We start from the raw sequence: 25,503 nt of genomic DNA on the forward strand, positions 1-25,503 counted from the left end.
GTTTTTTCGAAGACTGGTTAGCGGAAGTAGGTTTTAAAATGGCTCATGCTCATCACGCAGTTCATGCACATGTTCATCATATCGAAGAGAGAAAAGAAGAAAGTTCTCAAAGTGATTCAAAAATGAAAGTGATGTTAAGACAAACAGCGTCGACGTCTGAAAAACATAAAAAAACAGATGCTAAAAGACATCAATCTGAAGATCAAAATATTAATTTACACAAGTTCTCAAGTAAGCTTGAAAGTATATCTGCCAACCATAGCAAAGAAAAATGTGCCAAAAACATCCGTATTGCTTTACAAGCCGCAGGAGCCGATGTGTCAAAGCATCCTGTGGCTGCCTCTGATTGGGGGCATACGCTTGAACAAAATGGCTATAAGAAAATTAAACCCGCTTTTAACCGTCCTCAAGAAGGCGATATTTATATTATTGAGCGGACCAGTGGCCACACATATGGCCATATTGCTGGATATACAGGGAATGGTTGGTTCTCTGATTTTCGTCAAAAAACCTATGCAGTCTATAAAGAAAAAGACGTAAAATATAGCTACTATCGTCTCGATTCTTAAGCGAGTACGACATAGTCTGTCGGAGCTAATCAAAATCTCTTTTCAAATTTGAGTTCTGGCACAGTAAAGCACTTGAAAACTAGGGGTGAAAACATCACATTAGGTATTCAGTATTAAGCCATGTATGCCAATAGTGAATCAAAACGCTCGTCCCCACATTGAAAAAATTTTAGCCAACATGACCCAACTTCCAGGCGTTTATAAAATGCTAGGGAAAGAGGGCGAATTGTTATATGTCGGCAAAGCTAAAAACCTAAAAAATCGGGTATCGAGTTATTTTGTTAAAACAATTGAGCACCCTAAAACTCAGGCTTTAGTTGCACGAATTTATAATATTGAAACTTTGGTGACTCGTTCAGAAACCGAAGCATTACTTTTAGAACAAAATCTAATTAAACAACATCGTCCGCCTTATAACATCATGCTGCGGGACGATAAGTCATATGTCTATATTTTTGTTTCATCAGATAAACCCTATCCTCGGCTTGCTAGCGGTCGTGGCAAAGGGAAGCATCAAATTGGTAAGTTCTTTGGACCTTATCCAAGCGCTTATAGTGCGCGTGATACTTTACTGGTTTTGCAAAAACTTTTTAATGTTCGTCAGTGTGAAAATAGCTACTTCTCACAACGCAAACGCCCATGTTTGCAATATCAGATCAAGCGTTGCTCTGCACCTTGTGTAGGTCTGATTTCACCCGAAGATTATAAAGAAGACGTTAATAACAGTATTCGCTTTTTGCAAGGTGACACCAAAGAGTTAAATCAAGAGCTCATTGCCAAAATGGAACAAGCGGCGGCTGAACTCGAATTTGAAAAAGCTGTTTTTTACCGTGACCGATTATCTTTACTTCGTGAAGTTCAAGCACAACAGGCTGTTTTTAAGGTTAAAGGTGAGGCGGATATTCTGGCAATTGCTTATCAGGCTGGCGTGACATGTGTGCAGATTATGTATGTACGTAATGGACGAATGTTGGGAGGTAAAAGTTATTTCCCAGACATGCTTGGCGATGATCTGGGGCAAATGCTCAGTGATTTTATGGCTAACTTTTACTTTCAGGTTGCAGATGAAGTTCCAAATGAACTCATTGTAAATATTGCATTGCCTGATCATAAAGAATTAGAAGAAGCATTGGCACAGCAGTTTGGTAAGAAGGTCCAAATTAAGAGTAGTGTGCGAGAAACTCGTGCGGAGTGGCTAGAGCTTGCTGAAATGAATGTTCAACATGCCATTAAGGGACAGCTGAGTAATCATTTAGAACTCAATGAACGTTTTCATCAGTTAGAACAAGTGATTGGACGACCCGTCGATCGTATTGAATGCTTTGATATTAGTCACACCATGGGTGAAGCTCCAATTGCATCATGTGTGGTGTTTGACCAAGGCGGTGCTCGTAAGCGTGATTACCGCCAATTTGCCATTCAAGATATTACTGGTGGCGATGATTATGCTGCCATGCGCCAAGCCTTAACACGACGTTATAAAAAAGCCATATTGCCGGATCTGTTGTTGATTGATGGCGGTAAAGGTCAACTTCACATGGCGATGGATGTCATGCAAGAGCTTGGGCTCGATGCTTTTATGGTGGGTGTATCTAAAGGTGAAGGCCGTAAACCAGGCCTTGAAACCCTACATTTTACTGATGGCACGAAAATTCAATTACCAGAAGACAATAAAGCATTGCACTTGATTCAACAGGTGCGTGATGAAGCCCATCGCTTCGCAATTACTAAACACCGGGCTAAACGTGATAAACGTCGTAGTACATCGGTTTTAGAAGCAATTCCGGGGTTGGGACCGAAACGCCGTCGAGATTTATTGACTCATTTTGGTGGGATCCAAGGTGTTTTGAAAGCTTCGGAAAAAGAGCTCACACTTGTGCCTGGTTTTGGTGAGATGATGGCCAGAACAATTTATAAAATTCTGCACGAATAAGCATAGGCTTAAAGGTCGAGTGACAAAATAATTCGCCAATTACTCAATGATTGACCATTCACATTCCAATCAAAATGATGAAAGATATATTCCTAATAACACTTTCGTTTTAGGGAAAGGAATGTCATTGCTGCGAATATTTGAAGAAATAAAAGAAAAGGAATGGATTGAAATACCTGAAGGATGGTTACAAGGCCGCACGGTTTTTGGTGGTTTTGTTGCAGGGTTATTGATGCAAAAAGCATGCTGCAATATTCAAGATCCCAATAAAAGATTATTAAGTTGTAGTATTACTTTTGTGGGGCCTGTACAGCAGGGGCCCGCTCAATTGACTATTGAAATTTTAAGGGAAGGAAAGTCGGTCACTACGCTTGAAACCCGTTTATGGCAAGATGGTGCTGTACAAACTATTTTGGTTGCAAGCTTTGGTGTGCCTCGCACTTCGAATATTGAAGTACGCCAAGAACCTATGGTTCCAGTATATGCACAGCCAGAAGACTTACAACCTCTTCCTTTTGCTAGACAAATGCCAGAATGCTATCAACATTTTGATGTATGCTGGGCAGAAGGTCATTATCCTGTTACAGGAAGTCAGTATGCTGACTTTGGAGGATGGTCAAGGTTCTCCCCAGAGAAGCATGAAAATCGTCAAATGACTTTGCCAGATTTAATTGTTCTGATGGATATTTGGCCACCTGGTGTATTGCCGATGTTTAAACAAGTTGCTCCTGCAAGTTCTTTAACTTGGCACATCACCTATGTGCATCCGATCCAGCATCAACTATGTGACTGGTTTAAATATAAAGTGGTAACTGAATATGCTGGTGAAGGTTATTCCACAGAATATGCGCATTTATGGGATCAAAATGATCATTTAATTGCAATTTTACGGCAAACTGTTACGGTATTTACCTAAGCAGTCTACTTCCTCGATTCATATATTTCGTATAAAGTGGCTGTTACAGATAGATACAATATTGAAGAATGTATTTTTGTCTGTTACAAGATGCTTGAAGACTAAATTGGCGGTGTTTATGACCACAGGGCGAATCCTGAATATCCCAAATATCCTAACTTTGGCGCGTATCGCGCTTATTCCTGTATTTTTGGTGATTGCGTATTGGCCGCCTGCAATGGGTATTGGTGAGCATGAAGGAAGTATGAGTCGTCATATTATCTTGACTGCAATTTTTGTGTTTGCTGCTATTACCGATTGGTTTGATGGCTATTTGGCACGAACTTTAAACCAGACTTCAGCATTTGGCCGTTTTTTAGATCCAGTTGCAGATAAGCTTATGGTGGCAGCAGCACTGATTGTTTTGGTGCAGTGGAATCCCACCATATCAATGGCTTTTGCTGCAATTGTCATTATTTCAAGAGAGATTACAGTTTCTGCTTTACGTGAGTGGATGGCAGAGCTTGGTGCAAGAACGAGTGTGGCTGTATCAACAGTAGGCAAATATAAAACAGCTTTTCAGATGATTGCCATCAGTGTGTTTTTACTTAATTGGCAGCCTTTAGAAATGCTGGCATATGCCTTGTTATATACCGCTGTGATTCTTACTTTATGGTCAATGTTTATTTACCTAAGAGCAGCTTGGCCTTATTTGAAGCAACCTTAATTTCAGATTGAATGATTAAGCCTTTCTATAATGAAAGGCTTTTTTATTTTCGGATAGTGCAAGAATCGGGTCGTCACCGAGCTTTAGCTACTTTAATGTAAGATATAAGTGCTAAGGAGGTGACACATGCAAATGCTTTCTTCTCGGCAATTTGCTGTAATTGCCACAGTAATTGAATATTTATATGAACATCTGGACCAGCAACCCAGTCTGGACGATGTTGCGAGCCATATGAATTTAAGTTCAGGTTATATTCAACGCCAGTTTCAAGAATGGGTGGGTATTAGCCCGAAAAAATTCGTTCAATATATGAGTTTGCAGCAGGCTAAATACTATCTAATGCAGCAACGCAGCTTATTAGACACTGCTTTAAACACGGGTTTGTCTGGTACTGGTCGTTTACATGATCTGTTTATTCAACTTGAAGGCATGACGCCTGGTGAATATAAACAGCAAGGTGAAGGGGTTACACTTAATTATTCGATTGAGGCAAGCCCATTTGGTGAGTTGTTGATTATAAGCAGCGAAAAGGGAATATGTTCTGTTCGCTTTATCGATACTCGTGAGAATATCGAAGAAATAATTAAACAGCAGTTCCCTAAAGCCCAATTAAAAAATCAGGCGCCGATTTGGCATCAACAAATTGCGCAGTGGTTTGAACAAGATTTCTCAGAACACTTACAGCAGAAACTTCCGCTTAACTTGGCTGGAACTCCATTTCAATTGCAAGTCTGGGAAGCGCTACTGACCATTCCAGAAGGGCAATTGCGGACCTATCAAGATATTGCCGAACAGATTGGCAAACCTAAAGCCGTTAGAGCCGTTGCTACAGCGATTGGACAAAATCCGATTGCATATTTAATTCCTTGCCATCGGGTGATTCGTGCAACAGGCATGGTCGGAGAATATCATTGGCAAAAGGGGCGTAAATTGGCATTGTTAGCTTGGGAGATGTCAAAGCAACATGGAGAGACCGCATGACCTTGGATTTATTTGCTCCAGAGCCTTGTGAAAATTTATTACCTTATGATGGTGAAGTTCAGGACTATGGTTGTATTTTAAGCCCCGAAGAAGCCGAACAATATTTTCACTATCTTTATCAACACCTCGCCTGGAAACATGACGAAGCTAAGCTATATGGTAAGCACTTTATCACTCCCCGAAAAGTGGCATGGTATGGAGATAATTATTATCAATATAAATATTCGGGTGTCATTCGTGATTCTTTGCCTTGGGATCGAGCGCTTGCCAAACTAAAAAAATTAGTAGAACAGCGGCTTGCAGAAAGATTTAACTCATGTTTGGCAAATCTTTATGAAGATGGGACTCAAGGAATGGCTTGGCATAGTGATTCGGATGTTTCTTTAGCAAAAACCACAACGATTGCATCTTTAAGTTTTGGAGCTACTCGTAAATTTTCTTTTAGGCATGTTCAAACTAAAGAGAAAGTTGAATTGTGGCTACAACCCGGCCAACTCATCGTGATGCGTGGCGAGACGCAACAACATTGGCAACATCGCTTAAATCGCTCAACAAAGATTTTACAGCCGCGTATTAATCTGACTTTCAGGCAGTTTCAGTTTTCATAACTTTCATTAAAATTGGGCAAGAAAAAAGCCCATGATGGCAACATGAGCTTATTCCTCTGAGGGGGATGCTTCTATTGATGAGCTGCTGATGAAAAGAATCACCAATAGGAGCTAAAATCATAATATGAGAATATTGTGATCTATTCAATGCATTAAAATGTAAGAAAAGGTTAAATTATCACAAAGTCAGGTTTTAAATTTCACCTTTTTCAGATAACTCCATAAAGCGTTGTTCAATAAGTGCTGCATTTTCTTGCAAAATTTCGGTGAGCTTTTCAACATTTAAAAAATCAAAACGATTTTTAGAAGCAACTAAAGTTAAAGCTAAAGGTACTTCTTTGTTCGAAAAACGAACTGGAACAGCAAGACCTGAAACATTCGGATCAATCTCACCTTGTGAGAAATAGAACCCTTGTTTTTTAATTTTACGCATACGCTGAATAAAGCTTGCTTCATCTTCAGCAAAACCGGATTGTTTTAATTCTTGCTGGTAACGATGATAGTAGTCTTGCATCCGTTGTTTACTTAAATGCGAAACCATCGTTTTTGGAGATGACCCAACGTAAATAGGTCTTGGGCAGCCTCGACCATACGAGAGCAATTCAGTGTCTTTGAATATTTCATGATGAATATCGATGCAATAGTCATCATTTAAGTAGGTGAGCAAGCAGCACAGTTCGGTACGCTCTACAATATTTCGCATAAATGGTGTGCTGATTTGAACTAGAGGGTCTGTTGTTCTTGATACATAGTCAAGAACTGCAATTTTTGAGCCTAAGGTATAATCGCCAGAGGTTCCATTAATGCGTTTTAATAGATCAGTAGACACCAGTTCTTTCAGGTAACGGTAACTGGTTGGTTTAGACAAGCCAAGTTCTTCGCAAATAATATCGACATTAATGATTGGACGCGAAACTGAAAATAGGTCCAGTACGGTTAAAATTTTGCCAAAACTTGAAATTGCCATAGCGTCTTGTTCGTATCCTTTAACAACGAGTCATGTTTGAATTCTTATAACAGAAAAAAAGAAAATTTGTCTCAATTCTAAAATAAATGCCTGATTTGAGTATTTTACTCTGACAAAGAGAAAACTTCTCTTGGCTTATACATCATATACGATTATCAAAAAATATATCAAATTATCAAATGGAGATATTTTAGTTGACTAAATCGCTTTATTTTGAAAAAATTGCTAAACAAAATATCTAATCGAGAAATTGGTCGATTCTAGGCGAATTTCTTGATGCCTCTTCTTTCCAAAGTTTGGCCGTTTAAATAACGCTCAAATTTAAATCATCTGGGCCAATCAGGCAGGATGTGGAAAAATCATTGTATTGAAGGATGCTCCTCATCTCATTTGCTTTTAGGCAAATGGCACAGTTTTGTTGTCTCTAGAAAGGCAATTTAACATTGAAGGGCATGCTCATCAGTTCAAATCTGTATTTGAGATGAGTTCATGTTATTAAAGCAAATACTGGCGTTTCGCCCGAGTAGGCTTGATCTGATCTTTGCAACAAAAACATTTATTGCCGGAATGCTGGCGTTATTTGTTTCATTTGAATTAGATCTGATTAACCCGATGTGGTCGATTGGTACAGTCTTGATTATTGCCAATCCTTATTCAGGAATGGTGTCATCTAAGTGTGTCTACCGCGTGGTAGGGACGATTGGTGGGGCTGTGATTGCCTTAATGCTAACACCACATCTAATTAATACACCTTGGCTATTTACCGTGGTGTTGTCGTTGTGGGTGGGTTTTGCGCTTTACGTGTCTTTACTTGATCGGACTGCACGTAGTTATGCTTTTATGCTGGCGGGTTACTCGACAGCCATGATTGTCTTCAATGCGATTACCTATATTGATCAATACAATATTTTTGATATTGCTTTAGCTCGGGTCATCGAAATTTCGATTGGGGTGATTTCAAGCGCTGTGGTTTCTGCAACCATTCTTCCGATGCACATTGGCTCGGCAATTAAGCAGCGTGTTATCAAAACGCTGAAAGATACAGAAAACCTGTTTGCTAATTTATTAAATACAAATTCGCAGCAGAACAATACTCAGCTTTTAGCCGCTATTACTCGTGACACCACAGATATTCATGCTTTGGCAGTACATTTGAGTTATGAAAAGGGTGAGTTGCATGGCATGACCAAACCCTTGCAGGAAATGCTTCATCAAATCTCAATGGTAGTTGCTAATCTGGTGGCTTTGTCTGAGCGTATTAAGCAACTTCAAGAACTCCGATTCATCGAAACTCATTCAGAAAAACTGCAACAGCTCTCAGCGCATGTTGTACAGTTTCTGGAGCAAAAAGATCTAATTATTGATGAAAATATTTTGCAGTTACCTAATGAGTTTGAAAGTGATTTCTTGAGTTTGATGGAATCGGCTTCCGCACATCAGCAAGTTTTGGTCGCAGCCATGAAAATGGATGTGCGCCATTTCATTAGCAATGTTTTAGCGGTTAAAGTCTTGTGGCAGCGAATTCAGCAAGGAAATAAAGAAATCCCTGACAACATTACGCCAATGACCACCAAATATCCGAGTTTACACCGTGATCATGGTGTGGCTATTCGAGGTGGCATTAGTGCAGTCCTTATTACATTTATTGTGACTGGGGTCTGGATTATTTCGGGGTGGAAAGCTGGATTTATGATGGCGCAAATGGGCGCAGTAACAGCTTGTATTTTAACGGCCTTAGATAACCCAGTTCCAGTCTTACGTATTTTTATCTGGGGCAGTATCGCTTCAGCAGTTTTAGTCTTCGTTTATGCATTTGGTATTTTCCCTCATGTCACCACATTTTGGGAACTTGGACTGGTTTTATTACCTATGTTCCTGTTTGCAGTTTCTATGATGGCTAACCAGATGCTTATGCCAGTGGGTATGGTTTTGGGTATTAATACCATGATGGGCCTAAATCTACATAATGCTTATAGCATGGATGCAGTGTCTTATCTTGATGGTTCTTTTGCCATGATCTTGGGTGTTTTGGTGTCTTTAGTTGTCATTGACGTCGTTCGTGCCATGTCTCCAGACACGAGTGCCAGCCGTATTTTGGCCTTGCATTATCGTGCAATGAGACAGGCGATTTATTTGCCTTACGGCCTAGATTTTAAAGTGCACCTACGCAGCATGTTGGATCGAATTGGGATTCTAAACAGCAAAATGGTGCAATCTGGCGAGATTAAAACTTCAATTCATCAGGCATTAATTGAGTCGAGCAGTATTGTCGATTTAAGTCGATTACAAGAGTTGGCGAATCAGCTTCCTCAGACATCTGAACTCACTGAGCATATTGGCGTTTTGCAACAAAATCTGGATGAGCTGTTTAGAGCTAAAGAAAGTGATGTAGACAATACCTCGGCTTTGGTAGAACCAATCCACCGTGCTTTATTTGAATTAAAACAGCTTGCTTCAAATATTGAAGATATGACGATGCGACAAAGATTACTTATTTCACTTAACAATATTGCTTATAGCATGTGTCATGTTTCATCAGATCAAATGAGTGAAAACAGCACCTTTAGAGGAGCCACAGCAAATGGGTGAGTTTAATGTTTATGGCATTTATGTGCCTTCTTTGCTCGTTCAAGCCCTCTTGGCATATATATGTTTCCGTGGATTAAGTGTTTTAACCAACAAGTGGATTGCACAAGGCTGGATTGCATTACCTAGTATTTTCAATTTGTGTTTTTACCTTTTATTGCTTTTGGTAATACATCAAATTTTTGTTGGGGTGGGTGCATAGAGATGATTGCGAAATTAAAGTTTGAGTTAGGTGAGTAAAATGAATCAGGTGGATTTGAAAAAAGTCATCCGTCCAGTAATTTTGATTGTCGCATTAATGGTTGCGGTCTATACCATTGTGCATTTGTGGAACTACTATAATGCGGCGCCGTGGACACGAGATGGTCGAGTTCGTGGTGACGTTATTCAAGTATCTTCGGATGTAGCCGGCCTTGTCACAGAAGTGTTGGTTCAAGATAACCAGACTGTGAAAAAAGGTCAGGTGCTCTTTAAAATTGACGTTTCTCGCCGAGCTTTAGATGTAGAGCAGGCAAAATCTGATTTAGCAAAAGCAAATGCAGCCTTTGCTCAAGCGCAAGCTGGTTTGGCACAAGCAAAGGCGAACCTGATTAAATCGGACAGCAATATCAAATTGGCCGAGAAAAATGCGAGCCGCTATTCGAACTTAATGGATGGTGCAATCTCTAAACAAGAACAAGATCAAGTTTTTGCAACACGTGATCAATCCCACGCAGAACATGAGCAACTACAAGCTGCTATTGAGCAGGCCGAAGCAACTGTTAAGCAACAACAAGCTCTCATTGAGGTTGCAACAAGCAATTTACATTTGGCCGAGCTTAATATGCATCGTGCTGCGGTAATTGCCCCAGCTGATGGTACTTTATCTAACTTTGATATGAGCCCAGGAAACTATGTTCAAGTAGGCCAAGCGGTTGCTGCATTACTTGACCGTAAACAGCTTTATGTCGTGGGTTATTTTGAAGAAACGAAACTAAACCGTATTCATATTGGTGACCAAGCTAGCGTGCAGTTAATGGGCGATAATCAGAAAATTAAAGGCCATGTACAAGGTATTGCATCAGGCATTGAAGACCGCGAGCGTTCAAGCAGCTCTAAGCTTCTTGCTAATGTAAATCCAACTTTTAGCTGGGTTCGTTTAGCGCAGCGTGTACCCGTGAAGATTGTGTTAGATGAAACACCGAAAAATCAGCTTGCTTTTGTCTCTGGACGAACTGCTACCGTACATATTGTAGAGAAGTAAAAAAGGGAGGCTTTAGCCTTCCTTTTTTTTTAATCTTAGGGTGTTAAACCGACTGGATTTCGATACCAACTCTGAATGAGTAGCGCAGCTGCGAAGCTATCTGCAGATAGCTTTTTTGCTCGACCTTGTTCTTGGTAAAAACCTAACTCTTCTCTCGCTTCACGTGTCGTTAAACGTTCATCTACCATCAAGGTTTCTATGTTGGTTTGATGACGTAAACGTCTCGCAAATTTACGCGCACGTGTAGAGAGCTCTGACTCGCTATCATCCATATTTAATGGCAGACCAACCAAAAATAAATCGGGTTGCCATTCTTTCACAATTTTTAAGAGCTGATCCCAGTTCGGAATACCATCTTTCATGATAAATAGAGGGAGAGGGTTGGCACTTTCAATTGAAGATTGGCCAATTGCCATTCCCATTTTTTGAGTACCAAAGTCAAAGGCCATAATCGATTTGGATTGTGTTTCGGTCATTAAGCATGTCCGATTTCAGATGCTAGCCACGCACGATCTACACCAATTTTTTTATAAGCTGCATCCCAACGATCGTCATAAGGCAGATTAAAAATCAGATCCATATCGGCATCACAAATGAGCCAGTCACCACGCGTAATTTCGTCTTCTAACTGATTTTTACTCCAGCTCGCATAGCCTAATGCAATCTGGTATCGGCCTACACCTTCATTATGGGCAATCGCATCGAGAATATCTTTACTGGTGGTAATACAAACATTTTCGCCTACAGCAATAGATGAATGCCATGTGGGTTGTCCAGTATGAAGAACAAATCCAGCTTCAGGACGCAAAGGGCCACCTTGTAAAACCGCATGTGGATTTACATTGTCTGCTTCGATGTCGAGATCGTTGAGTAATTCTTTAATTTGAATACCGGAAGGACGATTAATAATAATGCCTTGAGCACCTTCTTCATCATGACGGGCAAGATAAATTACAGTGTTTGCGAAAAAGTCATCTGCCATTTCTGGCGGGGCAATCAGACAACGGTGAGTCAGATATTGTTTGGTCACCTAAGCGGTTCTCCCTCAAAAAATATTACTAGAGGGCCTCTCGACCCTTTTATCTATATAGGTTCTTTTTATCAACATACAAGAGTTAATCGGTTTTCGCCAATCTTTTTCTCTCATTTTCTTTATTAATTTGAAGAAGCCTGAAATTTAAGTTGGCGTAATTGTTTTGCGTGCTGCAAGGTTGTTTCATTAATTTCAACACCACCTGACATGCGAGCTAACTCAAAGATGATTTGATTTTCATCAAGTTCTACAATTGTACTGCTGGCTGGGTCAGTTTGTTGTTTTTTCACTAATAAATGCTGATCAGATTGTGCAGCAACTTGTGCTTGGTGGGTAATACATAAGAGCTGGACATGTTGCGCTAAGTCAGCAAGTAGACGTCCCACAACTTCTGCGGTGCCGCCACTAATCCCGACATCAATCTCATCAAACACCAACACTTCGGATTCGGTTTTTTCAGCATTCATGACTTGCATCACGAGTGCAATACGAGAAAGCTCACCACCTGAGGCCACTCGTGCCAAGGGTTGTGGAGGAATACCCTTATTTGCAGTAAATAAAAGTTGAATAAAGCTTAAACCCTCTGCACCTGGTTGTTCTAATGGTTCGAACTTAAACTCGAAGTGTGCTTCTGGTAACGCTAAAGGCTTCACTTGTTCAGTTAATTGTTTAGCAAGCGGAGCGGCAGCTTCACGACGAATATTGTCTAAATGCTGAGCTTTTTCTAAAAACTCCTCATGTGATTTTTCAACTTGCTCTGCCAGTGTTTCGGGGTCTTCAAGTTGATGCAATTGCTCAAGCTCACGTTGCCACGCCTCATACTCTTCTTTAAGTGTTTCCGGTTGAGTCCGGTATTTGCGTCCCAGACGATGAAAAACCTCAAGTTTAGAGTTGAGTTCTTCCATCCGCTCAGGGTCAAAGCTCTGACGGTCAATAAATTGACGCAAGTTCGCTGTTGCATCATCTATTTCACTTTGAGCATTCAGTAAAGAGTTATAAATTTCAGAAAGTTGATCACTACGCCCGGCATGAGATTCTAGACGGCGAATAATCGAAGACATTTCTTGAGTAATATTTTGCTCAGCTTCATCTAAAACATTTAAGCTGTAGCTACAGTCTTGCATGATATGTTCATGATGACTAAGGCGATCAAATTCTTGCTCAATTTCTTTGTAATCGGTTTGGACAACTTCTTCAAGTTCTTCAATTTGATGCTCTAAAGTACCAATACGTTGCAAACGTGTTGCTTGCGCATCTAAGGCTGCTTGATGCAAACGAATCGTGCGTTGCCACATACTATAGGCTTCGCGTACATCATTCGCTTCAACATAGAAATTGTTATAACGATCTAGCCAATGCTTTGGATAAGGCGGTTCAAGAAGCTGTTGCTGGCTGTGTTGGCTATAGAGTTGAACAAGCAAACGGCCTAATTCTTTAAGTTCAGATAAACTGCTTGGGCGGCCATTGACCCATGCTTTACTACGGCCAGTTGCAAAAATAACACGGCGTAAATGAATTTCCCCAGAATCATCATCTAGCTCGTGTTCTTGTAGCCATTTAGCTTCAGGACTATGGTTTTTATAGGTAAAAACTGCGGTGATGTCCGCTTTGTCCGAACCATAGCGGACATAATTCGTATCGGTACGTTCCCCTAGGCAGGCAGAGAGTGCATCCAGTAATAATGATTTTCCGGCACCTGTTTCGCCTGTTAGAACATTAAATCCTTGTTCTATATCAATAGCCAAATGATCAGCTAATGCAAAATTAATTAAAGTTAAATGTGTGAGCATAAACGCATCCAACGCGCCAAATTATGGGTTAAAGATAGAGAAGTTTTGAATTCGCTACAAGTGATCTATTATTCTAACTGAAATTACATAACAGCAAGATTGCGGATATTTACAATGAAAAAAATATTAAGCTTACCGAAACCACCCATAGGGATGATTAATCGCCATAAAAAAAATAATCCGGCAGAAATGAATAAAATTTTGAATCAGCATTTTAATGCATTCAAACAAGCTGCTGCACAAGGAGATTATGCCAGAGCTTATCAACATGTAAAACAAGCCGTTAATTTAGTTCCCAAGCATCCGGGAGCTTTATCTGATTTGGCCTATACGGAATTACGCTTACGCCGTTATAACGATGCTTATCAACACTATTTGCAAGCGATTCAGGCAAGTGGTTCTGCTGTAAATACAAATTTATATGATGGATTAACAGAGGTTTGTCATCATTTAAATAAAAAAGAAGAAACCATTAGATTTGGTCGTTTGGCAATTTCAACCAAAAAAGAACTCACTCAGAATGAGCCTGTTTCACCTATTCCAGATCATGCGCCGCCTGAGTTTAGTTCAAACCCTCAAGAAAATATTATTTCCTTTTCATTGTTTGGTGCAAACCCTCGTTATTGTGAAACTTCTATTTTAAATACCCAGTTAGCCAAAGAAATATATCCAGAATGGACTTGTCGGTTCTATATAGATGATACGGTGCCAGTACTTGTGCAACAGCGTTTAAAAGAGAAGGGTGCACAAGTGATACAAGTAACGGATGCTCAAAAACAACTATCAGGGCTGTTCTGGCGTTTTTTGGTGATGGATGATCCAACAATTAAACGTTTTCTTATACGTGATGCCGACTCGATTGTGTCGCATCGTGAAAAGGCAGCTGTAGATGCGTGGCTTAAGAGTGATAAATGGTTTCATTTAATGCGAGATAATTACTCTCATACTGAGCTAATTCTGGCGGGGATGTGGGGCGGCTGTACAGGTATTTTTCATAATATTGAAGCACATATCAGAGATTATGTTGCCACCGGACGTTATCTGGATAATCGGGTGATGGATCAGCATTATTTGCGCTATTGTATTTGGCCGACTTTAAAACAGAGTGTGCTGATACACGATAGCCAGCAATTCGATTCAGATGCTATCGATTTTCCAGCATACGATCTGGCGTTAATGCAAAACGATAGCGAAAATTTTCATGTAGGAATGAATGACGGTTCACCGGTGGTTGCTACAGCAGTTGCCCATCCAACAGCACAAAGAGTGTGTTGGGTACTCCTTGATGAAAATCAGGTTGAAGTTTGCAGATACGATGCAATTGTGTCGAGTAGTCGAAATTTTGAGATTAACTTACCTCATGCTTTTGCCAAAAAAATTCAGGCCGAGCAGTGGAAATTACAAGTCTATCCGTATGAAAACTGATTGATTAGTTAATTAGGCACAATTAAACTACATTCATCATAATTTATATAAATATGGCATTATCTGGAGAATGTACATGAGTACAAACCAATTTGATCATGTAACGGTCATCAAAAAATCAAACGTTTATTTTGGTGGAGCATGTATCAGCCATACCGTGCAATTTGAAGATGGAACGAAAAAAACACTAGGTGTTATTTTGCCGACTGAGCAAGCCTTAACTTTTGAAACGCATGTCCCTGAGCGTATGGAAATTATTTCAGGTGAATGTCGCGTAACAATTGCGGACAGTAATGAAAGTGAATTGTTCCGTGCAGGCCAATCATTTTACGTGCCTGGCAATAGCGTTTTTAAAATCGAAACTGACGAAGTTCTCGATTATGTGTGCCATTTAGAAGGCTAAGAAATTCCTGTTCAAATCGGGTACACTATGCCCAAAGAAATCCTGTGAAGTTGGCTTTGCAGGATTTTTATTTTTTTGCTCAAACGTTGTTAGAGGTCATGCATGGCAAAACAGGAATATTATTATGGCGTTCATTCAGTGGAGTCATTGCTAGAACTTGAGCCGGAGCGTGTGCTAACCCTGTTTACGTTAAAAGGACGGGATGATCAGCGTTTGCAAAAGATTTTGCAATTGGCAGAGCCTTTTGGAATCAGTGTACAAAAAGCAAGCCGCGATAGTCTTGAAAAACTTGCTGGTCTACCATTTCATCAAGGCGTGGTTGCAGCAGTGCGTCCGCATCCTGTCTTAAATGAGCAAGACCTTGATCAAATCTTAAGTGAAACTCCAGATGCATTGTTGTTAGCATTGGATCAGGTGACAGACCCCCATAACTTAGGGGCTTGTATCCGCACCGCTGCTGCGATGGGCGTGCAAGCAGTTATTGTGCCTCGTGATCGTGCGGCGGGTTTAACGCCAACTGCTCGTAAAGTTGCAGCGGGTGGAGCCGAGAAAGTTAAATTTATTCAAGTCACAAATTTAGCTCGTACATTGGCTCATCTTAAAGAAACAACGCATGTGCGTGTGATTGGTACTATGCTTGATGAAAGCGCATTACCACTTCAAAAATGCGATTTTTCTGGTGCTGTTGTGATTGTAATGGGAGCCGAAGATACTGGTCTGCGTCCTATTACACAGGCACAGTGTGATCATAAAGTTTATATTCCTATGGCTGGAAACTTACAGAGTTTAAATGTGAGTGTGGCGACGGGTATGGCACTTTATGAGGCTTGTCGTCAGCGTTCTGAGGTATAATTTAGCTGCCTTTCTAGTTTTTAAGTCATCTTGATATGTCTCCCCGTAAGCAAGGTTATTTCTTTGTATTGGTGACCATGTGCATTTGGGGCGGGTTTACGCTTTTTGCCCGTTTAAATGCACAGTGGCACATCAGTGCTTGGGATATTGCCGCACTGCGCTTCGCTATAGCCTTCCTAATTTTAATGCCTATTTTGATCTATAAAAAAGATCTCGCTTTTTTATGGAGTAAGCATGCGGTTATTTTGGCCTTGATTGGTGGGGTCATTTATTGTCTGACCGTCTATACCGCTTTTCTCTATGCTCCCGCTGCGCACGCTGCAATTTTCCTAAATGGCTGTATCCCAATTTGTACTGCGTTCGCAGCATATATTTTATTTAGGCAGCCATTTGATCAGCATACATGGGCTAGTCTGGCAATCATGATCGCTGCTTTGGCCCTTATGAGCACTTTAATGCTGCAAGGTAATGCTTCTGCTTTTGGAATAGGTGATTTACTCCTTTTTATTAGTGCGATTTGGTGGGGTATTTTCACTGTGTTACTTAAACAGTGGAAACTTTCCGCATGGCACTCAATGGCAAGTGTTGCGATTTGGTCTGCAATTATTTATTTGCCCATCTATGTTTTATTTTTGCCTAAGCATTTTATGGAAGTCAGTCCTGTTCATTTAGCTATACAAGGCATTTTCCATGGTGTGTTTGTCGTTATTATTGCAACTTTGACTTATGTAGCTGCAATTCAGCGTTTAGGTGCTTTTAAAACAGGAAGTATCGTCACTTTGGCACCTTTTATGGCAGCAATATTGGCTGTGCCATTGTTGGGTGAGACACTGAGTTCATCGATTGTTGTGGGTTTGGTTGGAATGGGAGTGGGTGCCTTACAACCTTGGCGATGGTTTCGACCAGATAGCTTGGCATAAAAAATTAAACAGCAAAATAAACCAAATTAGTTAGAGCGTTTCAAATAGCTTTGATGTAAAGGCTCTAATTGTTGATGTAAATGTTCGAGTAATCCGTCATTAAACACAATGTCATTTGCAAGTTCGCGTTTTCGCTCACGTGGCATTTGCGCCGCAATAATTTTCTGGATTTGTTCTTGGTTTTGTCCATCGCGTTGGCTTGCACGCTGAATTTGAGTTTGTTCACTCGCATCAACTAATAACGTGTGATTAACCAGTTCATGCTGGTTGGTTTCAAAAAGCAAAGGTGAAACTAAAATCACATAAGCACTACGTGGGTTTTGTAATTGTTGAATAATAGATTGGCGAATTGCAGGATGAGTAATTTGCTCAAGTGTATGGCGTGCTTGTGGATTTTGAAAAATATACTCGCGTAGGGCACGGCGGTCTAAACTCCCGTCTGGTTGAAGTACCCAGTCTCCAAAAGTTTGTTGAATTTTTTGGAGGGCAGGTTGGCCTTTTTCAACCACTTCGCGAGCAACAATGTCGGCATCGACAACTTGTATTCCTTGGGATTCAAACCATTGTGTTGCAGCAGATTTCCCGCTGCCAATTCCACCTGTGACTCCCAGAATAAAAGCCATCTTAACCTCCCAAATAAATTTTCATAATCTGGTCACCCCATAAAAAGGCAACCCAGCCTGCAATGGCAATATACGGCCCAAAAGCAAAGGGCTGATTGTCATTGCGTAATTTTAGTAAAATGATGCCAATAATTGCACCCAATAAAGATGACAATAGCACAATTAATGGCAGCATCAATGGCCCCATCCATGCACCTAATGCCGCAAGCAGCTTAAAGTCGCCGTAGCCCATGCCTTCTTTACCTGTGATTACTTTAAATAGGTAATACACAATCCATAGGCATAAAAAACCAATTAAGTAACCCCAAATGGCTGAAGTGGGTGTGGTGTAAATGCTAAAGGTATTAATGCCTAAACCAAGTGCTGCTAAAGGCAGGGTAAAACGGTCGGGTAGCAGCTGAGTATCAAAATCAATAAATGTTAGAGCAATTAGAACCCAAGTCAGGACTAATCCAAAAAGCATTTGTATGGTTGGGCCAAACACCATGACCACCACCAGTGAACATGCCATTGTTAGTAGTTCGATGGCGGGGTAGCGGATGCTAATCGCATGCTCACAATGCCCACATTTACCTTTTAAAACCAACCAACTTATGACAGGAACATTCTGGTACCAACGGATGGGTTGATGACACTCTGGGCATGATGACGCTGGTTTACTTAATGTCAGCTTTTCATGGTCAATGATGGGCTGTTCAGGATCGAGTAACATTTGACATTCTTGATGCCAATCTTGCTCCATCATTTTTGGGGTGCGATAAATCACCACATTCAAAAAGCTACCAATACACAGACTCAATAATGCAACTGCAATATAAAGTGCAGTTAAGTTTTGAATAAAATAAGCAATCATTTCTTGCATTATACGACTGAACCCATTTGGAAAATTGGAAGATACATAGCAATAACCAGACCTCCTACCAGTACCCCTAAAATTGCCATAATTAAAGGTTCCATCATTGAAGTTAAACCATCAACGGCATTATCAACTTCATTTTCATAGTAGGTAGCCACTTTATCTAGCATGCTGTCTAAAGCACCAGATTCTTCACCAATTGCGACCATTTGTATAGCCATTGATGGAAAACGATTTGAAACGCGCATCGCAAATTGGAGTTGTTGACCTGTTGCAACATCTTCACGAATTTTCATTACAGCTTGTTCATAAATAACATTATTGGTTGCACCTGCTGTTGATTCAAGCGCATCAATGAGCGGAACACCTGCTGCAAAAGTGGTGGCTAAGGTGCGGCTATAACGGGCAATAATCGCTTTATAGACAAGATCACCAAAGATAGGCAACTTAAGCGTGAGTTTGTCTAAACCATCACGGAATTTTTTACTGCGCTTTTTAGCTTCCAGAAAAGCAGCAATAATTGCACCAATCACAATAATCATAATGAACCAGTATTCCTGCATCCATTTCGACATATTGACAACCATTTGTGTAAAAGCAGGCAAATCTGCGCCAAAGGAAGAAAATAGGTCTTGAAAGACGGGAACAACTTTAACCATCAAAATAATGGTAACGATCACAGCGACTACAACAACCGTTGCAGGGTATTTCATGGCCTTTTTGATTTTCTGCTTAAGCAATTCACTTTTTTCTTTGTAAATTGCCACACGGTCTAGCATGGTTTCAAGCGCACCAGATTGTTCGCCGGACTCTACAAGAGAGCAAAACAATTTGTCGAAATGCTGAGGATACTTTCTTAAAGCTGAGGCAAAAGTACTACCACCTTCAACTTCGCCTTTAATACCAAGTACCACCTCGCGCATCGCTGGGTTTTCTAAACCTTCCGCCACAATTTCAAAGCCTTGTACCAATGGAACACCAGCTTTCATCATGGTTGCAAGTTGTCGGGTAAAAATTGTGATATCAAGCGTTGATACTTTTTTCTTGAATAGACCCTCAAGAATATTTTTACGCTTTTCCCGAATATTATGGACAGTTACCCCTTGTTTGCGTAGGGTGACTTTGGCTAAAGCCATATTTTTAGCCGGAAGTTCACCCTTAATTTTTACGCCCTTGCGGTCAACCCCTTCATAAGCAAAAGTCGGCATCAATTGTGCCTTTTTGACAGTCATGACATTATCCTTATTTTAAATTGTCTTTTATTCACTGGTCACGCGGTTGACTTCTTGTAACGAAGTAACACCTTGCATGACTTTCTTTAAACCTGAGCAACGTAGATTACTAAACCCCAATTTTTCAGAAGCAGCAGCGATTTCTAAAGCATTGCCATCTTCCATAATAATCTTGGAAATCTCAGGTGTGACTTTCATTACTTCATAAATACCTACTCGACCTTTGTAGCCCTCACGACACTCAGGACAACCGACCGGTTGAAAAACTTGAAAATCGGGATGTGTTAGATCTTGTTCGGTAAAACCCATTTCTAATAGGCTTTGGTTGGGAATGTCAGTAGGTACCTTACATTGAGGGCATAATCGACGTGCCAAACGTTGAGCAATAACCAGATTGACCGATGTCGCAATATTAAAAGATGGAACTCCCATATTGCGTAGACGAGTAAGTGTTTCAGGGGCACTGTTGGTATGTAGTGTGGACATCACCATATGACCTGTCTGAGCCGCCTTAATCGCGATTTCAGCTGTTTCTAAATCACGAATCTCACCGACCATAATAATGTCAGGGTCCTGACGTAAAAATGATTTAAGCGCAGCCGAAAAAGTAAGACCTACTTTAGGGTTGACGTTAACCTGATTAATTCCTTCAAGGTTAATTTCGACTGGATCTTCGGCAGTAGAAATATTGGAGCTTTCAGTATTTAAAATATTGAGGCCCGTATATAAAGATACTGTTTTACCAGAACCTGTAGGGCCAGTAATTAAAAGCATACCTTGTGGTTTATCTAATGCTTCCATAAACAGCGCTTTTTGCTCTTCTTCATATCCTAGAGCATCAATTCCCAGCATGGCACTCGATGGATCAAGAATACGCAGAACTAGCTTTTCACCAAATAAGGTCGGAAGAGAGTTCACACGAAAATCAATTGCTTTAGTTTTCGATAGCTTGAGTTTGATACGGCCATCTTGAGGAACACGTTTCTCGGAAATATCCATTTGAGACATGACTTTTAAACGTGAAGCCAACCGAGTGGCGAGTTGCAAAGGTGGATTTGCAATCTGGCGCAAGACTCCATCGACCCGATAACGGACGCGATACGATTTCTCATACGGTTCGAAATGTAAGTCTGAAGCCCCCATACGAATCGCATCTATTAATAACTTGTTCACATATTTAACAATAGGGGCTTCATCGCCCTGAGGAGTTTCATCATCTTCTTCTGGGGCGGTTGAAGTATCAAGATCTACATCAAGATCAAACTCTTCATCACTAAACTCGAAATTGCTTTCTTCCGTAAATTGCTGTGCCAGAATTTTCTCAAGTTTATGGTGCTCAACAATAACCGCTTCAACCATAAGCTTGCTGTTGAAGCGAATAGCATCAATAGCTTCAATGTTACTGGGGTTACTGGTTGCAACATATAAAATCTGTCCTCTTTGTACGAGAGGCAAGATCCGATGTTTTAAAATCAGTTTCTGGTCGACCAAATCTTTAGGAATCTGGCTGGTATCGTAAACATCCAGATCAAAATATGGTTCAGCAAATTCAATAGAAATTGTTTCAGCTAATAAAGAAGGGGAGAGATGAACCTCTTCAATCAGGTACGCAACCGTATCCCGTTTAGCTCTTTTTGCTGCATCTAATGCTGTTTGCATGGTCGCTGCCGACACATGTTTTTCTTCGACTAATCGTCGAAAAAACCCCGAAAATTTTGGAGATGTATGTATGACTGACATCTGCCTACCTGTGCTCATATGTTTATAATTGGTATATAAAAAATTATACTTTTGTTATCTAAAATTACTACCTGAGAAAATGATGCTCTCGTCTTGATCCGATTGTTAAAACTTGAACCAGTCGAAGTTTTTATTCATTAATTTTTAAAAGCTAAGGCTTTAGGCTCAATAAACTTTTATTACTGTTTTCAAATAGTAGAAAAGATATGAGCAATCCTGTTAAAGAAAAGTATCTGAAATTTGTGGAAATGCGTGTAGAATGTGCTGCATTTTTGATGAAAGGTGAGCCGTATGTCGGGTTCGACGATTACGCCTTGGGTAGTTGGCAACTGGAAAATGAACCCAATGCGTGCCAATGCCAAACAACTTATAGAAGAATTTAAACAACTATTGCAACAAAACCAAATTGCAGATGAAAGCTGCCATGTCGGGGTTGCTCCAGTTTCTATTGCACTTGCAATGGTACAAACACAATTGCAAGATGCTGCAAGAACAGTATATACAGTTGCACAAGATGTATCGCGTGTAGCAGGTACAGGCGCCTATACGGGTGAAGTCAGTGCAGAATTATTAAAAGATAGCGAAATTAATTTTGTATTGGTGGGTCACTCTGAACGCCGTGATTTATTAGGTGATAACGTTGAAATTTTAAAGGCAAAACTCCAAAACTCTTTAAATGCAGGCTTAACTGTCATTTATTGTGTGGGGGAAAGTCTCGAACAGCGTGAACAAGATTTGGCAGAGCAGGTTGTATTGCAACAAATTTGTGATATAGCTCCTATAGTGACCGCAGAGCAATGGCAAAAGCAAATTGTAATTGCTTATGAACCAATCTGGGCAATTGGCACAGGTAAAACTGCTTCACCACAAGATGCGCAGGCCATGCATGCTAAAATCCGTGAAGGTTTAAGTCAGATTACCTCTGCGGGTCCAGACATTGCTATTTTATATGGCGGTAGTGTAAAAGCTGAAAATGCAGTCGAGTTGGCAGCATGTCCAGATATTAATGGCGCGTTGGTTGGAGGTGCATCATTAAATGCAGCATCTTTTTACCAAATCGTACAAGCCTTTGCACAAAGTAAATAACGAGGATAGGGTATGCACTCTTTTGTACTGATCGTACATATTATTTTAGCGGTACTGATGATTGGCTTGATTCTAGTGCAACACGGTAAAGGTGCGGACGCGGGTGCCTCTTTTGGCGGCGGCGGAGCAGCCACTGTATTTGGCGCATCGGGTTCAGCTAACTTCCTTACTCGCCTTACTGCTGTCTTAACGGCCTTGTTTTTTGTGACTAGTTTAACCCTAGCTGTTTTTGCGAAAAAGCAAACTACAGAGGCTTATAGTCTAAAAACCGTACAAACTACTGCACCAACACCAAGCACATTGCCTGAAACTTCGCCAACTGCACCAAAAACGAGTCAATAATTCGAAATAAGGCTTTCCTTTTGTGGTGGGAAGCACTAGAATGCGTCCCACAAGCTGCGGTGGTGGTGGAATTGGTAGACACGCTACCTTGAGGTGGTAGTGCCTTCGGGCGTGGGGGTTCAAGTCCCCCCTTCCGCACCAGCTTTTAACCAGAAAGTTGATGCGTGTGGTTTGTTTTTGTTGCGGGATGGAGCAGTCTGGTAGCTCGTCGGGCTCATAACCCGAAGGTCGTTGGTTCAAATCCAGCTCCCGCTACCAATTTGATTAAGGTGCAACTTAATCAGGCAAATATCTAGTAAGTTTACATTGACTTTATTTGATATTTGTATATAATTTTTGCACGTTGATGCGGGATGGAGCAGTCTGGTAGCTCGTCGGGCTCATAACCCGAAGGTCGTTGGTTCAAATCCAGCTCCCGCTACCAAGTTTCTTAAAAGAGGCTCACAAACAAGTGGGCCTTTTTGCACAGTGGACTATTGTTTTCTGTGCAAGACAGGGGCGATTAACGCCCTTTTTTATTGGTTATCGTATCGCTATCGTGTAGTTTCGACATCAATTGTTCAAATAGTCATGCTTCACTATAGTAGGTCTGTGTCGGTTAAAACAACCGATTGAATCGCACGAGAATGACGAGAGTAAATGAAATTATCAAATAAATCCCAAGCATTGCATGACTTAATTGTTCCTGCAGTACAAGCATGTGGTGTCGACCTTTGGGGAATCGAGTTTCTCCCACAAGGCAAACGTTCATTATTGCGTATTTATATCGACAAAGCGGTAAGTGAAGATGCTGAGCCTGTACTTGATGAAGATGGCGAAGTAGAACAAGGCCGTGGTATTGGTGTACAAGATTGTGTGCGTGTAACACAACAAGTTGGCGCAATGCTGGATGTTCATGATCCAATTTCAGGTGAGTATTCATTAGAAGTTTCTTCACCGGGTTGGGATCGTCCATTTTTTCAACTAGAACAGTTACAAGGCTACATTGGACAACAAATTGCTTTGCGTTTGATTGCCGCAGTAGAAAACCGTCGTAAATTTCAAGCAAAACTTATCTCAGTAGACCTTGAAAATGAAGAAATTCAGGTTGAAGTTGATGGGCAGCACGTGCTTGAGATCGACAGCAACAATATCGATAAGGCAAACTTGATCTATCAAGATTAAATTTATTTAAATTTTATAAGAAATCGGTAGGTGACTTATGGGCCGCGAAATTCTTACCGTTGTTGAAACGGTTAGTAATGAAAAAGGTGTTAGTCGGGAAGCGATCTTCGAGGCTTTAGAACAAGCTCTAGTTGCTGCAACGAAGAAAAGATTTTACGAAGGTACGCATGCTGAAGAAGCTCAGCTTCGTGTAGAAATTGATCGTAAAACTGGTGATTACAGTACGTTCCGTCAATGGACTGTTGTGGCAGATGAAGATCATGAAATGCCAGCTTGCCAAGATGCGATTTCTGACCTTGACCCATCTAAATGGTCAATTGGTGATGTACGTGAACTCGAAGTAGAATCTATTGAGTTTGGTCGTATCGCTGCACAAATTGCAAAACAAGTTATTGTACAAAAAATTCGTGAAGCTGAGCGTGCTTTAGTTGCTGATGCATATGAGTCTAAAGTTGGTGAGTTGATTTACGGTGAAGTGAAAAAACAAACCAAAGATGGCTTTATTATCGATTTAGGCGACAACGCAGAAGCTTATCTTGCGCGCGAAGAAATGATTCCTAAAGAAATTCTTCGCCCTAAACAACGTATGAACGCTATTTTATACAATGTGAACCGTGAAGGTCGTGGCGCTCAGTTGTTGTTATCACGCGCTAAGCCTGAAATGTTAATTGCTTTAATGAAAAAAGAAATTCCTGAGATTTCTGAAGAAATTATTGAAATTAAAGCAGCGGCACGTCAACCGGGCGTTCGTGCTAAAATTGCAGTGAAAACAAATGACCATCGTATTGACCCTGTCGGTGCATGTATTGGTATGCGTGGTACGCGTATTCAAGCAGTACAACAAGAGTTAAACGGTGAACGTATTGATGTAGTGGTCTGGTCTGATGATCCAGCTCAGTACATTGCAAGTGCATTAGAACCAGCTGATGTTTCAGGCATCGTGCTTGATGAAGATGCAAGAAGTGCCGATATTATTTTTGCAACCAGCGATCAATTGGCTCGTGCGATTGGCTCACAAGGCCAGAACGTTCGCTTGGCTTCTGATTTAACTGGCTACAAACTCGACATGATGCTTGAAGAAGAGTATCGTGCTCGTCAGCAAAATGAAGCTCAGCAATATCTTGACATGTTTGTATCACGTCTCGATATTGAAGAAGATTTAGCAATGGCATTGGTGGAAATGGGCTTTACCTCTTTAGAAGAGATTGCTTATGTTCCAGCTGAAACTTTTGACGAAATTGAGCTTGATGCTGAATTGGTTGAGTTATTGCAAAGTCGTGCAAAAGAAGCAGCACTTACTGATGCTTTGAAACAGCAAGAAAATATTCAAGAACCGAGCGCAGACCTTCTAACTATGGAAGGCATGACTTCTGAGATCGCTTACTCGCTTGCCGCGCGCGGTATTATTACTGTCGACGATTTGGCAGATCAGGCTACTGATGATATCTCTGATATTGAAGGTCTTGATCATGAAAAAGCAGGTCAATTGATCATGAAAGCTCGCGAATCATGGTTTAACTAGGAGATG

25 protein-coding genes, 3 tRNA genes and 1 pseudogene are annotated in these 25,503 nt (G+C 40.7%); 21 read left to right on the top strand and 8 right to left on the bottom strand.

The genetic code is table 11. The features are described from left to right. Positions 1–38 precede the first annotated feature (38 nt). The 6 genes from MSG66_RS04920 (at position 39) to MSG66_RS04950 (ending at position 5,713) form a co-directional block, all read left to right on the top strand. Positions 39–569 carry a CHAP domain-containing protein gene (locus tag MSG66_RS04920; protein WP_324652943.1) on the top strand — a complete coding sequence of 177 codons (531 nt, stop codon included), beginning with the start codon at positions 39–41 and terminating at the stop codon, positions 567–569. Between the two features lie 133 nt (positions 570–702). Further along, a complete protein-coding gene (gene uvrC / locus MSG66_RS04925) occupies positions 703–2,502 on the top strand; it encodes an excinuclease ABC subunit UvrC (RefSeq protein ID WP_324652945.1) in 1,800 nt (599 codons plus the stop codon). A 121-nt stretch (positions 2,503–2,623) separates the two neighbouring features. After that, positions 2,624–3,418, top strand: coding sequence for a thioesterase family protein (locus tag MSG66_RS04930; RefSeq protein ID WP_324652692.1), 795 nt, complete (start codon positions 2,624–2,626; stop codon positions 3,416–3,418). A 118-nt stretch (positions 3,419–3,536) separates the two neighbouring features. Further along, positions 3,537–4,124: a CDP-diacylglycerol--glycerol-3-phosphate 3-phosphatidyltransferase gene (gene pgsA, locus MSG66_RS04935; protein ID WP_005037212.1), complete on the top strand. Its 588-nt coding sequence runs from the start codon at positions 3,537–3,539 to the stop codon at positions 4,122–4,124. A gap of 126 nt (positions 4,125–4,250) precedes the next feature. After that, positions 4,251–5,105: a methylated-DNA--[protein]-cysteine S-methyltransferase gene (locus tag MSG66_RS04945; protein ID WP_420714248.1), complete on the top strand. Its 855-nt coding sequence runs from the start codon at positions 4,251–4,253 to the stop codon at positions 5,103–5,105. Then, a complete protein-coding gene (locus tag MSG66_RS04950) occupies positions 5,102–5,713 on the top strand; it encodes an alpha-ketoglutarate-dependent dioxygenase AlkB family protein (RefSeq protein WP_324652695.1) in 612 nt (203 codons plus the stop codon). Before MSG66_RS04945 ends, MSG66_RS04950 begins: the two co-directional genes overlap by 4 nt. A gap of 193 nt (positions 5,714–5,906) precedes the next feature. On the opposite strand, the gene MSG66_RS04955 is transcribed toward MSG66_RS04950, so the two are convergent. After that, positions 5,907–6,680, bottom strand: coding sequence for an IclR family transcriptional regulator (locus MSG66_RS04955; RefSeq protein ID WP_042894472.1), 774 nt, complete (start codon positions 6,678–6,680; stop codon positions 5,907–5,909). 367 nt (positions 6,681–7,047) lie between these two features. Here MSG66_RS04955 and MSG66_RS04960 point away from each other — a divergent pair. The 4 genes and pseudogenes from MSG66_RS04960 to MSG66_RS04975 all read left to right on the top strand — a co-directional run bounded on the left by MSG66_RS04960 (position 7,048) and on the right by MSG66_RS04975 (position 10,509). Next, positions 7,048–7,179, top strand: a pseudogene (locus MSG66_RS04960) (hypothetical protein). After that, positions 7,170–9,269, top strand: coding sequence for an FUSC family protein (locus tag MSG66_RS04965; protein WP_324652698.1), 2,100 nt, complete (start codon positions 7,170–7,172; stop codon positions 9,267–9,269). The pseudogene MSG66_RS04960 and the gene MSG66_RS04965 overlap by 10 nt, the downstream one beginning before the upstream one ends. Then, on the top strand, positions 9,262–9,468 hold the full coding sequence (locus tag MSG66_RS04970; RefSeq protein WP_004640831.1) for a DUF1656 domain-containing protein: 207 nt from the start codon (positions 9,262–9,264) through the stop codon (positions 9,466–9,468). The genes MSG66_RS04965 and MSG66_RS04970 overlap by 8 nt, the downstream gene beginning before the upstream one ends. A 39-nt stretch (positions 9,469–9,507) precedes the next feature. Further along, positions 9,508–10,509 (top strand): HlyD family secretion protein, encoded by a 1,002-nt coding sequence (locus MSG66_RS04975; RefSeq protein ID WP_262474544.1) that lies wholly within the window; start codon positions 9,508–9,510, stop codon positions 10,507–10,509. Positions 10,510–10,544: 35 nt separating this feature from the next. Here the strand turns inward: MSG66_RS04975 and ruvX are convergent, their stop codons facing one another. From ruvX to recN, 3 genes are all read right to left on the bottom strand, one after another. Further along, positions 10,545–10,985, bottom strand: a complete 441-nt coding sequence (gene ruvX / locus MSG66_RS04980) for a Holliday junction resolvase RuvX (protein ID WP_042894482.1) — start codon at positions 10,983–10,985, stop codon at positions 10,545–10,547. Then, a complete protein-coding gene (locus MSG66_RS04985) occupies positions 10,985–11,539 on the bottom strand; it encodes a YqgE/AlgH family protein (RefSeq protein WP_003654562.1) in 555 nt (184 codons plus the stop codon). Before MSG66_RS04985 ends, ruvX begins: the two co-directional genes overlap by 1 nt. A gap of 125 nt (positions 11,540–11,664) precedes the next feature. Next, positions 11,665–13,332, bottom strand: a complete 1,668-nt coding sequence (recN, locus tag MSG66_RS04990; RefSeq protein WP_004640835.1) for a DNA repair protein RecN — start codon at positions 13,330–13,332, stop codon at positions 11,665–11,667. A 114-nt stretch (positions 13,333–13,446) separates the two neighbouring features. Between recN and MSG66_RS04995 the strand changes: the two genes are divergently transcribed. The 4 genes from MSG66_RS04995 to MSG66_RS05010 all read left to right on the top strand — a co-directional run bounded on the left by MSG66_RS04995 (position 13,447) and on the right by MSG66_RS05010 (position 16,932). Continuing rightward, the gene (locus tag MSG66_RS04995) at positions 13,447–14,757 is read left to right on the top strand and encodes a tetratricopeptide repeat protein (RefSeq protein WP_324652703.1); all 1,311 of its coding nucleotides are present in this window, start codon (positions 13,447–13,449) and stop codon (positions 14,755–14,757) included. Positions 14,758–14,833: 76 nt separating this feature from the next. Further along, entirely contained in the window at positions 14,834–15,160 is a 327-nt protein-coding gene (locus tag MSG66_RS05000; RefSeq protein WP_003654567.1) for a pyrimidine/purine nucleoside phosphorylase, read from the top strand. 102 nt (positions 15,161–15,262) lie between these two features. Then, positions 15,263–16,012 carry a 23S rRNA (guanosine(2251)-2'-O)-methyltransferase RlmB gene (gene rlmB / locus MSG66_RS05005; protein WP_127493309.1) on the top strand — a complete coding sequence of 250 codons (750 nt, stop codon included), beginning with the start codon at positions 15,263–15,265 and terminating at the stop codon, positions 16,010–16,012. Between the two features lie 35 nt (positions 16,013–16,047). Next, positions 16,048–16,932: a DMT family transporter gene (locus MSG66_RS05010; RefSeq protein ID WP_324652704.1), complete on the top strand. Its 885-nt coding sequence runs from the start codon at positions 16,048–16,050 to the stop codon at positions 16,930–16,932. 26 nt (positions 16,933–16,958) lie between these two features. Here the strand turns inward: MSG66_RS05010 and coaE are convergent, their stop codons facing one another. The 4 genes from coaE to pilB are packed head-to-tail and all read right to left on the bottom strand — an operon-like array spanning position 16,959 to position 21,383. Then, a complete protein-coding gene (gene coaE, locus MSG66_RS05015) occupies positions 16,959–17,555 on the bottom strand; it encodes a dephospho-CoA kinase (RefSeq protein ID WP_324652706.1) in 597 nt (198 codons plus the stop codon). A 1-nt stretch (position 17,556) separates the two neighbouring features. Then, the gene (locus MSG66_RS05020; protein WP_324652707.1) at positions 17,557–18,417 is read right to left on the bottom strand and encodes an A24 family peptidase; all 861 of its coding nucleotides are present in this window, start codon (positions 18,415–18,417) and stop codon (positions 17,557–17,559) included. Further along, entirely contained in the window at positions 18,417–19,643 is a 1,227-nt protein-coding gene (locus tag MSG66_RS05025; protein WP_324652709.1) for a type II secretion system F family protein, read from the bottom strand. The genes MSG66_RS05020 and MSG66_RS05025 overlap by 1 nt, the downstream gene beginning before the upstream one ends. A gap of 27 nt (positions 19,644–19,670) precedes the next feature. Next, the gene (gene pilB, locus MSG66_RS05030) at positions 19,671–21,383 is read right to left on the bottom strand and encodes a type IV-A pilus assembly ATPase PilB (RefSeq protein ID WP_324652711.1); all 1,713 of its coding nucleotides are present in this window, start codon (positions 21,381–21,383) and stop codon (positions 19,671–19,673) included. Positions 21,384–21,674: 291 nt separating this feature from the next. Between pilB and tpiA the strand changes: the two genes are divergently transcribed. The 7 genes from tpiA to nusA all read left to right on the top strand — a co-directional run bounded on the left by tpiA (position 21,675) and on the right by nusA (position 25,497). After that, on the top strand, positions 21,675–22,469 hold the full coding sequence (gene tpiA, locus MSG66_RS05035) for a triose-phosphate isomerase (RefSeq protein ID WP_198496442.1): 795 nt from the start codon (positions 21,675–21,677) through the stop codon (positions 22,467–22,469). A 12-nt stretch (positions 22,470–22,481) separates the two neighbouring features. Next, entirely contained in the window at positions 22,482–22,811 is a 330-nt protein-coding gene (gene secG / locus MSG66_RS05040; protein ID WP_092710024.1) for a preprotein translocase subunit SecG, read from the top strand. A 56-nt stretch (positions 22,812–22,867) separates the two neighbouring features. Beyond that, a tRNA-Leu gene (locus tag MSG66_RS05045) sits at positions 22,868–22,952 on the top strand. A 40-nt stretch (positions 22,953–22,992) separates the two neighbouring features. After that, a tRNA-Met gene (locus tag MSG66_RS05050) sits at positions 22,993–23,069 on the top strand. Positions 23,070–23,158: 89 nt separating this feature from the next. Then, positions 23,159–23,235, top strand: a tRNA-Met gene (locus MSG66_RS05055). A 215-nt stretch (positions 23,236–23,450) separates the two neighbouring features. After that, positions 23,451–23,975, top strand: coding sequence for a ribosome maturation factor RimP (gene rimP, locus MSG66_RS05060; RefSeq protein WP_092710299.1), 525 nt, complete (start codon positions 23,451–23,453; stop codon positions 23,973–23,975). A 37-nt stretch (positions 23,976–24,012) separates the two neighbouring features. Beyond that, positions 24,013–25,497 carry a transcription termination factor NusA gene (gene nusA / locus MSG66_RS05065; RefSeq protein ID WP_003654584.1) on the top strand — a complete coding sequence of 495 codons (1,485 nt, stop codon included), beginning with the start codon at positions 24,013–24,015 and terminating at the stop codon, positions 25,495–25,497. Positions 25,498–25,503: the final 6 nt, after the last annotated feature.

It is taken from the genome of Acinetobacter sp. IK31, assembly GCF_035615195.1.
Classification (GTDB): Bacteria; Pseudomonadota; Gammaproteobacteria; order Pseudomonadales; family Moraxellaceae; genus Acinetobacter; species Acinetobacter calcoaceticus_C.

What these genes read in the sequence shown, in the direction of transcription:
- pgsA (WP_005037212.1), top strand. Translation starts at nt 3,537, where the DNA reads ATGACCACAGGGCGAATCCTGAATATCCCAAATATCCTAACTTTGGCG.
- MSG66_RS04950 (WP_324652695.1), top strand. Translation starts at nt 5,102, where the DNA reads ATGACCTTGGATTTATTTGCTCCAGAGCCTTGTGAAAATTTATTACCT.
- MSG66_RS04995 (WP_324652703.1), top strand. Translation starts at nt 13,447, where the DNA reads ATGAAAAAAATATTAAGCTTACCGAAACCACCCATAGGGATGATTAAT.
- rlmB (WP_127493309.1), top strand. Translation starts at nt 15,263, where the DNA reads ATGGCAAAACAGGAATATTATTATGGCGTTCATTCAGTGGAGTCATTG.
- MSG66_RS04930 (WP_324652692.1), top strand. Translation starts at nt 2,624, where the DNA reads ATGTCATTGCTGCGAATATTTGAAGAAATAAAAGAAAAGGAATGGATT.
- ruvX (WP_042894482.1), bottom strand. Translation starts at nt 10,985, where the DNA reads ATGACCGAAACACAATCCAAATCGATTATGGCCTTTGACTTTGGTACT.
- MSG66_RS05000 (WP_003654567.1), top strand. Translation starts at nt 14,834, where the DNA reads ATGAGTACAAACCAATTTGATCATGTAACGGTCATCAAAAAATCAAAC.
- pilB (WP_324652711.1), bottom strand. Translation starts at nt 21,383, where the DNA reads ATGTCAGTCATACATACATCTCCAAAATTTTCGGGGTTTTTTCGACGA.
- tpiA (WP_198496442.1), top strand. Translation starts at nt 21,675, where the DNA reads ATGTCGGGTTCGACGATTACGCCTTGGGTAGTTGGCAACTGGAAAATG.
- MSG66_RS04920 (WP_324652943.1), top strand. Translation starts at nt 39, where the DNA reads ATGGCTCATGCTCATCACGCAGTTCATGCACATGTTCATCATATCGAA.
- MSG66_RS04945 (WP_420714248.1), top strand. Translation starts at nt 4,251, where the DNA reads ATGCAAATGCTTTCTTCTCGGCAATTTGCTGTAATTGCCACAGTAATT.
- MSG66_RS04970 (WP_004640831.1), top strand. Translation starts at nt 9,262, where the DNA reads ATGGGTGAGTTTAATGTTTATGGCATTTATGTGCCTTCTTTGCTCGTT.
- nusA (WP_003654584.1), top strand. Translation starts at nt 24,013, where the DNA reads ATGGGCCGCGAAATTCTTACCGTTGTTGAAACGGTTAGTAATGAAAAA.
- MSG66_RS04955 (WP_042894472.1), bottom strand. Translation starts at nt 6,680, where the DNA reads ATGGCAATTTCAAGTTTTGGCAAAATTTTAACCGTACTGGACCTATTT.
- rimP (WP_092710299.1), top strand. Translation starts at nt 23,451, where the DNA reads ATGAAATTATCAAATAAATCCCAAGCATTGCATGACTTAATTGTTCCT.
- MSG66_RS05025 (WP_324652709.1), bottom strand. Translation starts at nt 19,643, where the DNA reads ATGACTGTCAAAAAGGCACAATTGATGCCGACTTTTGCTTATGAAGGG.
- MSG66_RS05020 (WP_324652707.1), bottom strand. Translation starts at nt 18,417, where the DNA reads ATGCAAGAAATGATTGCTTATTTTATTCAAAACTTAACTGCACTTTAT.
- MSG66_RS05010 (WP_324652704.1), top strand. Translation starts at nt 16,048, where the DNA reads ATGTCTCCCCGTAAGCAAGGTTATTTCTTTGTATTGGTGACCATGTGC.
- MSG66_RS04965 (WP_324652698.1), top strand. Translation starts at nt 7,170, where the DNA reads ATGTTATTAAAGCAAATACTGGCGTTTCGCCCGAGTAGGCTTGATCTG.
- recN (WP_004640835.1), bottom strand. Translation starts at nt 13,332, where the DNA reads ATGCTCACACATTTAACTTTAATTAATTTTGCATTAGCTGATCATTTG.
- MSG66_RS04975 (WP_262474544.1), top strand. Translation starts at nt 9,508, where the DNA reads ATGAATCAGGTGGATTTGAAAAAAGTCATCCGTCCAGTAATTTTGATT.
- coaE (WP_324652706.1), bottom strand. Translation starts at nt 17,555, where the DNA reads ATGGCTTTTATTCTGGGAGTCACAGGTGGAATTGGCAGCGGGAAATCT.
- secG (WP_092710024.1), top strand. Translation starts at nt 22,482, where the DNA reads ATGCACTCTTTTGTACTGATCGTACATATTATTTTAGCGGTACTGATG.